Origin of the sequence: Pedobacter sp. UC225_65 (assembly GCF_042698365.1) — a bacterium.
In the GTDB taxonomy this organism is placed as follows: domain Bacteria; phylum Bacteroidota; class Bacteroidia; order Sphingobacteriales; family Sphingobacteriaceae; genus Pedobacter.
Genome location: NZ_CP170550.1, coordinates 592,047 through 604,349 on the forward strand (window position 1 = coordinate 592,047; position 12,303 = coordinate 604,349).

Annotated in this window: 14 protein-coding genes; 9 read left to right on the plus strand and 5 right to left on the minus strand. The window is 37.8% G+C overall.

What is annotated here, in order from left to right:
* The first annotated feature begins 4 nt into the window (after positions 1–4).
* Both ACFJIZ_RS03090 and trxB read left to right on the plus strand, forming a co-directional pair.
* Positions 5–1,171, plus strand: coding sequence for a dipeptidase (locus ACFJIZ_RS03090; protein ID WP_379090552.1), 1,167 nt, complete (start codon positions 5–7; stop codon positions 1,169–1,171).
* An 87-nt stretch (positions 1,172–1,258) separates the two neighbouring features.
* Positions 1,259–2,230, plus strand: a complete 972-nt coding sequence (trxB, locus tag ACFJIZ_RS03095; RefSeq protein ID WP_379090554.1) for a thioredoxin-disulfide reductase — start codon at positions 1,259–1,261, stop codon at positions 2,228–2,230.
* A 55-nt stretch (positions 2,231–2,285) separates the two neighbouring features.
* On the opposite strand, the gene ACFJIZ_RS03100 is transcribed toward trxB, so the two are convergent.
* Positions 2,286–2,504: a hypothetical protein gene (locus tag ACFJIZ_RS03100; RefSeq protein ID WP_379090556.1), complete on the minus strand. Its 219-nt coding sequence runs from the start codon at positions 2,502–2,504 to the stop codon at positions 2,286–2,288.
* Positions 2,505–2,774: 270 nt separating this feature from the next.
* On the opposite strand from ACFJIZ_RS03100, the gene ACFJIZ_RS03105 reads away from it, so the two are divergent.
* Both ACFJIZ_RS03105 and ACFJIZ_RS03110 read left to right on the plus strand, forming a co-directional pair.
* Positions 2,775–4,679: a beta-N-acetylhexosaminidase gene (locus tag ACFJIZ_RS03105; RefSeq protein ID WP_379090558.1), complete on the plus strand. Its 1,905-nt coding sequence runs from the start codon at positions 2,775–2,777 to the stop codon at positions 4,677–4,679.
* Positions 4,680–4,742: 63 nt separating this feature from the next.
* Complete coding sequence (locus ACFJIZ_RS03110; RefSeq protein WP_379090559.1) at positions 4,743–5,357, plus strand: hypothetical protein; 615 nt, start codon at positions 4,743–4,745, stop codon at positions 5,355–5,357.
* Between the two features lie 34 nt (positions 5,358–5,391).
* Here the strand turns inward: ACFJIZ_RS03110 and ACFJIZ_RS03115 are convergent, their stop codons facing one another.
* The 3 genes from ACFJIZ_RS03115 to ACFJIZ_RS03125 are packed head-to-tail and all read right to left on the minus strand — an operon-like array spanning position 5,392 to position 7,051.
* Entirely contained in the window at positions 5,392–5,937 is a 546-nt protein-coding gene (locus ACFJIZ_RS03115; RefSeq protein ID WP_379090561.1) for a hypothetical protein, read from the minus strand.
* 33 nt (positions 5,938–5,970) lie between these two features.
* A complete protein-coding gene (locus tag ACFJIZ_RS03120) occupies positions 5,971–6,567 on the minus strand; it encodes a hypothetical protein (RefSeq protein WP_379090563.1) in 597 nt (198 codons plus the stop codon).
* Positions 6,554–7,051 carry an RNA polymerase sigma factor gene (locus tag ACFJIZ_RS03125; RefSeq protein WP_379090565.1) on the minus strand — a complete coding sequence of 166 codons (498 nt, stop codon included), beginning with the start codon at positions 7,049–7,051 and terminating at the stop codon, positions 6,554–6,556. The genes ACFJIZ_RS03120 and ACFJIZ_RS03125 overlap by 14 nt, the downstream gene beginning before the upstream one ends.
* Before the next feature lie 153 nt (positions 7,052–7,204).
* On the opposite strand from ACFJIZ_RS03125, the gene ACFJIZ_RS03130 reads away from it, so the two are divergent.
* The 5 genes from ACFJIZ_RS03130 to ACFJIZ_RS03150 all read left to right on the plus strand — a co-directional run bounded on the left by ACFJIZ_RS03130 (position 7,205) and on the right by ACFJIZ_RS03150 (position 11,561).
* Entirely contained in the window at positions 7,205–8,590 is a 1,386-nt protein-coding gene (locus ACFJIZ_RS03130; protein ID WP_379090567.1) for a dicarboxylate/amino acid:cation symporter, read from the plus strand.
* Between the two features lie 15 nt (positions 8,591–8,605).
* Positions 8,606–9,112 carry a hypothetical protein gene (locus ACFJIZ_RS03135; RefSeq protein ID WP_379090569.1) on the plus strand — a complete coding sequence of 169 codons (507 nt, stop codon included), beginning with the start codon at positions 8,606–8,608 and terminating at the stop codon, positions 9,110–9,112.
* Entirely contained in the window at positions 9,112–9,624 is a 513-nt protein-coding gene (locus ACFJIZ_RS03140; protein WP_379090571.1) for a hypothetical protein, read from the plus strand. The genes ACFJIZ_RS03135 and ACFJIZ_RS03140 overlap by 1 nt, the downstream gene beginning before the upstream one ends.
* A gap of 70 nt (positions 9,625–9,694) precedes the next feature.
* Positions 9,695–10,057, plus strand: coding sequence for a BlaI/MecI/CopY family transcriptional regulator (locus tag ACFJIZ_RS03145; RefSeq protein WP_379090573.1), 363 nt, complete (start codon positions 9,695–9,697; stop codon positions 10,055–10,057).
* 4 nt (positions 10,058–10,061) lie between these two features.
* Positions 10,062–11,561 carry a M56 family metallopeptidase gene (locus tag ACFJIZ_RS03150; RefSeq protein WP_379090575.1) on the plus strand — a complete coding sequence of 500 codons (1,500 nt, stop codon included), beginning with the start codon at positions 10,062–10,064 and terminating at the stop codon, positions 11,559–11,561.
* A 74-nt stretch (positions 11,562–11,635) separates the two neighbouring features.
* On the opposite strand, the gene nudK is transcribed toward ACFJIZ_RS03150, so the two are convergent.
* Positions 11,636–12,214 carry a GDP-mannose pyrophosphatase NudK gene (gene nudK / locus ACFJIZ_RS03155; protein ID WP_379090577.1) on the minus strand — a complete coding sequence of 193 codons (579 nt, stop codon included), beginning with the start codon at positions 12,212–12,214 and terminating at the stop codon, positions 11,636–11,638.
* Positions 12,215–12,303 lie beyond the last annotated feature (89 nt).

Below are 12,303 nucleotides of genomic sequence, written 5' to 3' on the forward strand. Positions count from 1 at the left end.
ATAGATGAAAAAATATACCTCCACCTTATTTTTAGCATTGGTCAGCATTTTTTGCGCTGCACAATCTGCCAAACAGGTTCATGATAAGGCCATTGTTGTAGATACACATGGTGATATCCTGTTTAACCAGATCAAATCTGGAATAGACATTGGGAAACTGCAAAAGACAGGTAATTTTGATCTGGTAAGGGCAAAACAAGGGGGTTTGGATGTACAGGTGTTTTCTATTTGGTGCGATGAAAAAGGCGGTTATGATGTGGCCAACCAAGAAATTGATTCATTGTACAGCCTTATTAAACGTTATCCAGAAAAAATAACCTTGGTGCGTAATGCTGACGAATTAGAAAAAGCAGTTAAGGCAAATAAAATGGCCGCGATGATAGGGGTAGAGGGTGGACATATGATCGAAAACCGTCTCGATTATCTAGAAAAATTGGCGCAAAGAGGTATGACCTACCTAACCTTGACTTGGAACAATAGTACGCCATGGGCAAGTTCTGCTGCTGAAGAAACCTCGGGGAAAATAAAGAAGGAGAATGCTGGACTAAATACATTTGGTAAACAAGTAGTCCATAAATTGAACGATTTAGGTGTACTGGTCGATTTGTCGCATGTTGGTGAACAAACATTCTTTGATGCCATCAAAGAATCCAGCAAACCGATACTGGTATCGCACAGCTGTGTATATGCCCTAAATCCCGTACCAAGAAATTTGAAAGACGAACAGATCAAAGCTGTTGGTAAAAATGGAGGAGTAATTTCACTTAATTTTTACAGTGGTTTTTTGGATTCTACCTATAATACCAAACAAAAAGTTTTTTTTGCAAAATATGAGGAAGAATTAAAATCATTGAGCGCAAAATTTGGTCGTAGCAATGCAATTGACACTTTAATTGCCTTACATCCGAAGGATGCTGATGCAACAAGACCTTCGATAGAAATATTGATTGATCATATTGACTATATTGTTAAAATGATTGGAGTAGATCATGTTGGTCTAGGTGCAGATTTTGATGGAGCCGAATCATTTCCTTTGGGCATAAATAGTGTAGCCGATTATCCAAAAATAACAGCAGCCCTGCTTAAACGCGGCTATAAAGCAGATGAGATAACCAAAATATTAGGTGGTAATTTTGTTCGTCTGCTCAAAGCGAATCAAGCAGGTAAATAAACTTCATATCTTTTTACTTTCGGCTTGCTAATGGCGCTTTGCCATTCGTAAATTAAACCTTAAATTTGCATACTTAAGCAAAACAAAATGTCAGAACAACAAGAAATAGAACACGTAAATTGTTTAATTATAGGTTCGGGTCCAGCAGGATATACCGCTGCGATCTATGCAGCTCGTGCAGATCTAAAACCTGTAATGTATACCGGAATGGAAATGGGTGGTCAGTTGACACAAACTACCGATGTAGATAATTTTCCAGGTTACCCTGATGGAATTATGGGCCCTGAAATGATGGAAGATTTTAGAAAACAAGCAGAACGTTTTGGTACGCAGAATCGTTTTGGTTATGTAAGTTCTGTAGATTTCTCTCAATTGCCACATAAAGTTGTGGTTGATGAAGTAAAAACAATTACCGCTGATACTGTGATCATTGCCACTGGTGCTACGGCGAAATGGCTAGGCCTACCAAGTGAACAGCAATACAATGGTTTTGGTGTTTCGGCCTGTGCGGTTTGTGATGGCTTTTTCTTTAAAGGACAGGATGTGGTTATTGTTGGTGCGGGAGATACAGCAGCTGAAGAAGCTACTTACCTAGCCAAATTGTGTAAAAAAGTATATATGTTGGTACGTAGAGATGAGTTCAGGGCTTCAAAAGCAATGGTTCACCGCGTATTGAACACCCCAAATATTGAAGTGATCTACAATACAGAAACAACAGAGATCATTGGTAATGGTAAAAATGTAACAGGGGTTAAGGTATTTAACCATAAAACAGAACAAGCAAGCACTTTAGCTGTAGAAGGTTTCTTTGTGGCCATTGGACACAAACCTAACACAGACATATTTAAAGGTTGGTTGGATATGGATGAAACAGGATATTTAAAAACAACGCCAGGTACTTCTAAAACCAATGTAGAAGGTGTGTTTGCCTGTGGAGATGTTCAGGACCATTATTACCGTCAGGCAGTTACAGCTGCGGGTTCTGGTTGTATGGCCGCCTTAGATGCCGAAAGGTATTTGGCTGCAAAAGAGCATGTAGTGAAAGCAGTAGTTGCTTAAATTTAAAGTATATAAAAAGGCCAGCTTAAGCTGGCCTTTTTTATTTCAATCCAGATTATAATTCAGGTAAGGTAACCCCATCTGGAACGCACTTGGTATATTGTCCTACACCATCATCGCAAAGAAACGTCTCGCAGTGCATGTTCATCGGACAAAGGTCATCCCAGTTAGAACCAGGCATAACCATTGCGCAAGTTCCCTCAGGGCAATTCGGTTTTGTACCGCCCATTACTTTTTTTAGCTCGGTTTTGCTAAGTAAGTTTGCTTTTTTCATTTAAGTTTAGTTTTAGATTGTTAGCTCGTACAGATTTTTCACGCCAATCTGTTTCAGGCTTTACCAATAACGTTGGTAATCGTTTAAGTTAAATTACAAAGTTTGTTTAAAGAATAAGCGCAAAAGTGCTATGGAACAGAAATGATACATTGAATTTTGCCTATGTTTAGAGTCCTTCTGTCTTTATCAGTTTAAATAAATCATCTTACCCAATTGGTTTTTGCTTTCCCTTAAATTTTATATCTTGGTCATACCAAATACTTGAAAACTATGAAAAAGATTTTTTTAATGTTATTACCTACTTTGCTCACGCTAAATACCTACGCACAAACCGATGCGAATATGGGTATCATTCCTGTTCCCGTTTCTATCAAAAAGACAAGCGGTGTATTCCAATTAGATAAAACTGTGGCTTTGATCAGTAACGAAGCTGAAAATGCCAGAACAGCGGATCTGTTAAATGCTTTTATCGTTACCAAAGGCGGTTTTGCGCTAAGGGAAGAAAAGGCGGTAACAAGTGGGCAAAAATCAATTGTGTTAACATCTGTTGGCGCAGATAAGTTGCCAGCAGAAGGTTATACCATAACAATTACCCCTAATCATATCAAAGTTGTAGGCAAGGAAGCAGGTCTGTTTTATGCCGTACAATCGTTGATGCAGTTGATGCCAGACAAAAGCAAGGATAAGATCAGCATCCAAAGCGCAGAAATCAATGATTATCCACGTTTTAAATATCGTGGAATGCATTTAGATGTAGCCAGACACTTCTTTCCTGTTTCTTTTGTGAAAAGATATATCGACTTATTGGCACAGTACAAGCTGAACAAGTTCCACTGGCATTTAACCGATGACCAAGGCTGGAGGATCGAGATTAAAAAATATCCAAAACTGACCACTGTTGGTGCAAGCAGAAGCGGAACAATTGTGGGGAATTATCCAGGTACTGGTGGTACAGATAATGAACCTTACAAAGGTTATTATACACAAGAAGAAGTGAAACAAGTAATTGCTTACGCTGCCAGTAAATACATCACTGTAATTCCTGAGATAGAAATGCCCGGACATGCTTCTGCAGCCATTGCGGCCTATCCAGAACTCAGTTGTTTTCCTGATAAGGATACCTTCATCTCGGATAAAACACCTTGGTCTGGTGATCGAAAAGGCAAACAGGTACAACAGACTTGGGGAGTATTTGATGATGTTTTTGTACCAACAGATAATACCTTTAAATTCTTAGAAAATGTACTGGATGAAGTGATTGCTTTATTCCCTTCCAAATATATCCATGTAGGTGGAGATGAATGTCCGAAAGAGTATTGGAAACAATCGCCATTTTGCCAACAGTTTATCAAAGACAATAACCTTAAAGACGAGCACGGGCTACAAAGTTATTTCATTCAAAGGATTGAAAAATATATCAATTCAAAAGGAAGGTCGGTAATTGGCTGGGACGAGATCTTAGAAGGCGGATTGGCCCCAAATGCAACAGTAATGTCGTGGAGGGGAGAACAAGGTGGAATTGATGCGGCCAAACAGAGTCACGATGTGATCATGACCCCAGGTTCGGCAGGTTTATATTTTGACCATAAACAATCCAATTCTCCAGACGAACCTTTAACCATAGGTGGTTTTGCTCCTTATACCAAACTTTATAGCTACGATCCAATTCCAAAAGAACTCAATGCCGACCAAGGTAAATATGTAATTGGTGTGCAGGCAAATATGTGGAGCGAATATTTAGAAAGTCCTGCCAAGGTAGAATACCAGATTTTGCCTAGACTATATGCGCTTGCGGAAATTGCTTGGAGTCCACTGGACAAAAAAGACATCAAGAACTTTATGGAAGAAAGAGTGCCTTTGCATTTGGCCAGGTTAGATCAAACAAGTGCCAATTATTGGGTACCTACACCAATTGGTCAGCCAGATAAAGTATTGAATGGTGGCAATGTGAGCTTAGAATTAAAGTCGCCAATTTTAGGGGCTAAAATATTTTATACGCTTGATGGTTACCGCCCATCAGAAAATGCCAAAGAATACAAAGAGCCAATTAAAGTTATCGTACCTCAGGGTCAAAAGAAAACACTTAAAACCATTGTGATTACACCAAGTGGCAAAAGAAGTGTAGTTACAGAAACCACCTTGAACAACGGCGCACCAGATGTAAAGACAAAATAGTTGAATATTTTTTGCAAAGGATAGGGAAATCGTATAAATTGGATTTTTAAAACCGAACCACAAATGAAATTTAAAAATACCATTAAACTTGGCTTTCTAACACTTGGAACAATGTTGTTCTATACGGCTTGCAGTAACGAAGAGAAATCAACTACTGTAGCTCAAACAGAAACTGGGAAGGCAAAATCTGGTAATCCATTTCCATTTTATAAAAATATTGAAATCAAACCTGGCTATCATTTTGAAGTGGTAAGCTGGGGAAAAGGAGTTGATACCATTGGTGGCTACCTGTTGTTGATGTCTGATTCTATCAAAAACAATTATAAGTCGCTTTCTGATGAAAGAAAAGGAATCATTACAGATGCCTGGAACATGGACTTGGACAATGATGGGAATCCAGAATTGTATGTTCAATACGTAGTTAGAAAGAATGTGAATGACCTAAATGTTTACGAGTTTAGTGGCAATAGTTTCAACAAGATCAGTTTTCCGGGCTTTAGCAATAACATTAAAAAGGGATACGAGGGGAATGATAAGTTCTTTGTAAAAAATGGAGACTTGTTCCGTTCAGTACCGGTTATAAGCACAGATAGTGGTAAAACAACCACCTTGGTTAAAACTTTACAGTATAGGTTAAGTGGCAATAGTTTTTCGGCTAGCGAAGTAAAACCGCAGTAAAATTGGATTGCTGTAAACTGCAAACCGAAAACTTTTACTGGTACTTATTCATTTGATCTCTAAGGTAATCGTCCCATTGGTTTTGGGCCTGTTGGTCGGCACCATGTTTGGTTTCGTCATCATAACGACTTTGCATGTCGCTGTAATATTTACCTACTTTATTGGCAGTAGCTTGAATTGATCTTTTGTAATTGCTGGTTGTATATTTTTGGTTGCGAATAACGGTTTCGCCTTCCTTTAAAAGCAGATAATTGATATAAACGTGACCTTGTTCATGGTTTAACAGTTGTCTGTTTGCCTTTTTATCGCGAATCCTACTTTGTTTTACCCACGATTTTTCAGGTTCGACACCTGCGGCAAATTTAAAATCAATATTTAGCTTGTTACCGCTAATCTTAGCAGTATAACTATAATGCCATGTTGTGGCTGTCAATGCCGCATAAGCAGAATGCTCATCGGGTTTGCCCTTGAAATGGATGTCCCAATCCAATTGGATTGGCATAACTTCCTGCTGCGTTTTAAATCCGCTAAAAAGCAAAAAAGTAAATAAGACAAAGGGAGTAATCAATCCGTTCTTCATTTGAAGGTATAGAACGAAAGCCGTGCCAATAAATTATTCGTGTTCTTTAAACTGGTTGCTGATGCGTTCAAATTTCTCGATCAACAATGCAATCCGCTCTTTATCCTTTTTAATCACCGCTTTACGCACCAGGGTAGAGCAGAAGATGATCCAACCAAAACTTATCAATATAAATACAATTTGTATCCATAGTTCCATGTGTCCAGAAATTTCAACAAAAAAGAAAACCATGCCCAGAGAAAGCGCCACGGTATAAAACCAATACAGGCGGCTGTAAATTGCAAGGCGATTCAACTGATAGTGTTTTAAAGTACTGATAAACGCATTTGGATGTGCGGTAAAATCAGTTTTGGCTATGATTTTATGGTTATTGTATAAAATGATGGTATATACCGCTACAGCAAAGGCGATAATGGCAATTCCTGCATGTGTTGTCCACGATTGAAAATCAAAAAGCCACAAGCAAGCAACAGCAACAAAAGAAAGGCTCATGCCCAATATGTTCAATAGCGAGCGGGTACGCATGCCATTAACTTCTTTTTTAGCCTGTTTCAGCATCTCATCAGCTGATATTGTTACATCAACCGTATGCTGCGCCCAAAGTGCTTCTATATGATCAAATTCCTGCATGCTGATTGTATAATTCGGTCAATTTTTGTTTAATGCGATGAATTTTTACCCTTAGGTTTCCTTCACTTATTCCAGATATATCTGCAATTTCATTGTATGGCAATTCATCCAGTACCATGGTAATGATCAAACGGTCGTTTTCTTCTAGTTTAGAGATAGATTTATAGAGTAGCGCAACTTGTTCGTTTTTTTCAGAAAATTCTTCAATCTTGTTTTCAATGATATTTTCTGTAAGCTCATCTTTGGCCTGTCTTTTCTCTGAACGTAGATAGGTTAAACAAGTGTTTACCGCAATCCGATAGATCCAAGTAGAAATCAAAGATTTGTTCCTGAATTTATCCAGGTTCTGCCATACCTTTAAAAAAGTTTCTTGTAAAAGGTCGTTCGCAGAATCCTTGTCCCCTGTATAACCATAGCATAAGTGAAAAATCTTTTTAGAGTTCTTGTCGAAAATTTCCTTAAATAAAGTATCCTTCTGATTCACTTATTTCTTTTTGATGAGCTACTGGATTAGATGTTCAGTGCCTAGTTTTGTTACGCCCCAAATATGTAAAATAACTAATGCTTTATCAACAAAGTTTAGAGAATAATTTTATTATTGTAGTTTTACGCCTTGATTAAAATCTAAACCTAACCAATGTCGAATAAAAACAGACTTACACTATTTATTTTTATAGCACTTATAGTAGGTGTTGCTGTAGGTTATTACTTAAATGTAAATAACTTCAACAAAAATAATAATGCCATTGTTGGTGCCGATGCACAGATAAAAAAGATTGAAACTCAGATGAGCAATCTTTCTGATACTACTGTTAGCCAATTTGCTGTGCTAAAAACACAAAAAGCAGAACAAGTAGCTATACGTAAAGAAAACGAAAAGGAAAGAGAGAAAAAATTAGAACCCTTAACCTTGTTGAGTGATATCTTTCTGCGTTTGATCAAGATGATCGTGGCGCCTTTGGTATTTACCACATTGGTGGTTGGTGTGGCCAAGGTAGGCGATATCAAGGCTGTTGGACGTATTGGCGGTAAAACGATGCTGTGGTTCATTAGTGCTTCATTAATGTCGCTGGTGTTGGGTATGGTTATGGTAAACCTGTTTAAACCGGGCGAAGCCATGAATTTACCTCTGCCAAGCAGCCATACTGATACAGGTATAAAAGGCGCAGCCTTATCTGTAAAAGATTTTATCTCGCATATTGTGCCTAAAAGTTTCGCAGAAGCAATGGCCACCAATGAGATCCTACAGATTGTGGTGTTCTCTTTATTCTTTGGTGTAGCAACTGCGGCCATTGGTGAAAAGGGTAAAATGGTGATTGAATTTTTCGATTCAGTAGCCCATATCATCTTGAAAGTAACAGGATATGTAATGAACTTTGCACCTTTTGCGGTATTTGGGGCCATGGCTGCCATTGTAGCCAAGCAAGGTATCAGTGTATTGTCTACTTATGCCTTGTTTATCGGAGAGTTTTATTCGAGTATGTTGATGCTCTGGATACTGTTGATCTTTATAGGTTATCTGATTCTTAAACGTAGGGTGTTTAACTTGATGAATAGGATGAAAGAGCCAGTAATGTTGGCTTTTAGTACGGCAAGTAGCGAAGCTGCTTATCCTAGAACCATGTTGCAGTTGGAGCGCTTCGGCTGTAAAGATAAAATTGTAAGTTTTGTATTGCCATTGGGTTATTCGTTCAATTTGGATGGCTCGATGTTGTACATGACCTTCGCTTCGTTGTTTATTGCGCAATGTTATGGCATTCACCTTTCATTTGAGCAGCAGATTACCATGTTGTTGATCTTGATGTTGACCAGTAAAGGTATTGCCGGCGTGCCTCGTGCCTCTTTAGTGGTTATTGCCGGAACCATTGCTACTTTTAACATCCCAGAAGCTGGATTGGCCCTATTGATAGGTATTGATCCATTATTGGATATGGGTAGATCAGCAACTAACGTAATTGGTAACAGTATTGCAACTGCGGTAGTGAGTAAGTGGGAAGGTGAACTGACTGGACCTTTAGATTAGATTTAAGATTATAATATGACGAGCAGAGGGAAAAGGATATTTTTATTTTTAACAGTAGTTGTTCCATTTTTAATTTACGCCATCATCTATTACGCACCGATTATCCGTAATGCACCATTTAAGGCAAAAGAATTCGTGTCGTTGGAGTATAAATGGGGAGTGGGTAATAAATTAGAAAATTCATATAACTCTGCTACTGGCGAGTACAAATACCTGAATGATAAGGATTCTTTGATTATCAAACATGTGGAGTTGAATGCAAGGGACAAAAAGTTTTTGGATAGCAATGCCGACGAGCAAGGCTTTTGGAATTTGCCAGATGTAGTAGCGAATAACGAAAGTGACCTGAAAAACCCTAAGACGCTGCGTTATTTTATGAAGTTCAACTATCAGAAAAAATCGAAAGAGGTGACCTATCTGCCAAATTTTGAGGGTAATGTACGGATGAAAAACGCAGCCGCACAGATGCAGAAGATGATTGAGCAAAGTATCATAGACGCTGAAGAAAGGGCAAAGAAATAATGGCTATTGAACTGAAAAAGAAGCTGTCGCTGATCACCACAATTGCTGTAATCCTGATTATCAGTATTGGCGGTTATTATTTGATCAATCTTAAACAGGGTCCATATCCGGCTTCTTCTTTTATTTCGCTAAGTTATAAATGGGGGGTGGGAGATACGCTTGTGAATAGCTATAATTCGGCTACAGGCGAATATCAATACCTAAACAATAAAGACGAGCTGGTTAAAACCAAGGTTAAATTAAATGCCAACCATGTTATCTTTTTGCACAGTAAAGCCAATGAGCTCGACCTCTGGAAATTACCAGAAGTAATTGCCAATCCAAATGCCAATTTAAAAAGTGATAAGGTTTTACGCTATGAAATGACATTTAATTACGAGCGTAAAACAAAGAAGATCATTTATATGACGGATTATAATGAAAATGCAACTGTTGCGGCCGAGGCAGAACAATTGCAAAAGGTCATCGCTCAGACTATAAATGAGGCAGAAGACAGGTACGCAAAGCCTTAACAAATTTTAACAGCCTAAAATTTTATCGTCTCAAATATAATTTCGTATATTTACGATATATTCGTAAACTATGGAGAAGTTAACACTACAAGAAGAAGAGGCAATGCTTGCGGTTTGGCAAGTAGGGGCAGGATTTATCAAGGATTTTATGGACGTGATGCCCGAGCCTAAACCACCATATACTACTTTGGCATCGACCATCAAGAATTTAGAACGCAAAGGTTTTTTGAAGAGTGAGCGTTATGCCAATGCCAATCGTTACAGCGCCAAGGTGAAAGAAGCGGAGTACAAAAAGCGTTTCATGAATGGTTTTGTAAACAATTACTTCCAAAGTTCTTATAAAGAATTGGTTGCTTTTTTTGCGAAGGATAAAAAAATAAGCACTGAAGAACTTAAAGAAATTATCAATCTGATCGAAAACCCTGAAAAGTAATGATATGCCTTATCTCTTTGTCCTCCTGTTTAAGATAAACCTGGTTCTTGTACTTTTCGCTGCAGCCTATTATCTTATTTTACGTCGATTGACATTTTATGTGATCAACCGTGTTTTTTTGGTATTTGGTATACTGTTTTCAACCATCTATCCTTTTATAGATTTAACGGATTTCTTCTTTAACCAAACACATGTTGATCAGGAAACTGTAGTTAAAATGAATCAACAGGTAACGGAATTGGTTCCCTCAAACTTTATCACGGCCTATTGGGGATGGATCAGTCTATTGTTTTATATTGGGGTAATTTTTATGGCGTTTAGACTGTTGATACAGTTTATCTCTTTGTATAAAATGCATAAAAAATCTGCTCCGGGTTCTGTTGCAGATTATCAGGTTAGGATTTTGGATGAGGCCGTAAGTCCATTTTCATTTTGGCAAACAGTTTATATCAATCCATCTTTACATAAAGAACAAGAGTTGAAGACCATTTTGGCACATGAGAACATCCATGTGAAACAATGGCATTCGTTAGATATTATCTTGGCCGAGCTCAGCGTGGTTTTCTACTGGTTCAATCCAGGTGTTTGGTTGATGAAAAGGGCTGTAAAAGAGAATTTGGAGTTTATCACAGATGAGAAGATCTTAAAGAAAGGGATTGATAAGAAAGCTTACCAATATAGCTTGTTAGATGTGGGTACACTCTCACCATCAGTGCCAATCGTCAACAATTTTAACTTATCTGACTTAAAAAAACGGATCAAGATGATGAACGTTAAACGTTCGTCTCGTTTAACACTTAGCCGTTACTTATTGGTACTACCGGTTTTATTGCTGACTACTTTAGCTTTTACAGTAACAAAAAAAGATATCAAAAAGCATCTGGCACCTTTAGAGCAGGTTTTGATTGATAATCATATCATCGACGATCATAAGGATGAGGTTGAAGTTAAAACAACAATTTCGAAACATAAGCCTATCAGAAAAAAACAAGCTCCTGTTGAACTCAATATCAAATCTGATACTACACAAAGAAATATCGTTTTAGTTAATACAATTTATATCAATACAGATACTACCAATTCTTCAAGGGAGTTGGCAGCTACTAGAATCATCAATGCGATTACCTCATTTAATGCTGAAAACCTTCCTCTAAAAGGTAAATTTGAAGGAAAGCTAGTATTTACTGATACAGCAAGTTCGGTGACCAAAAGATTGCAGAAAAGCGTACAGGGTTTTATGTTTCCTAAGCTGGATAAGCCGGCAACAGTTGATGTAGAAGGTAAAAAACTTGAAGTTATTACGGTGGTAGGTTATGGGAAAATGAACAAACCGACAGATAGCGGTAAACGTGCCATTACCGTGATCTTAAATGGTAAAAAAGTAGGTGCAGAGGAATTGAATAAAGTAAACCCAGACCATATCAAAAATGTAAGTATAGTTAAACAGGAAGAACCAAAACTGCCCGAAATACATATTGTTGCACGAGGGACCAAGAAAAACTAATATCTAAATTATTCTATATCAAAAAGCCTCATTAATTGAGGCTTTTTTTGTGACAGGATATAAGGAAGGAAGTATTATAAAATGCCATTGAGCTTGAGGTGTTGTAGCAACATGATGGTCTTTCCGTCTTTAATTTCTCCAGTGGTCATCATTTTCATCGCACTGTCAATATCCAATTCTAATACTTCGATATTTTCTTGTTCATGATCCAAACCTCCTCCTTCATTTACTTTCATCGATTTTGAATAGGCTGCAATAAAGAAATAAAGGATCTCAGTTACCGATCCTGGCGACATGTAAGCTTCAAATACTTTTTCGACAGCAGTTACTTTATATCCGGTCTCTTCTTCGGTTTCACGTCTGATGCAATCTTCGGGAGCATCATGGTCTAGTAAGCCAGCGCAGGCCTCTATCAGCAGACCAGATTCATTTCCATTGATATAGGTAGGTAATCTAAATTGTCTGGTTAAGATTACTGTTTTTTGTGCCGTATTGTAAAGTAGGATAGCAGCACCATTTCCCCGGTCGTAAGCTTCTCTGCTTTGTACTTCTAATTTGTTTGCTTTTGTCAGGTACTCATAAGTGATTTTTTTAAGGGTGTACCAATTGTTAGAAAGGATTTCGGTCTTTAGAATTTTAATGTTTTGAATCATGTGTAGGAAATGGGATGTGTAATGTGATATAAAGATAAACTCATTTAGGCCCAGATTAGTATCACGTAGGTAAATCATAAAAAAGCCCC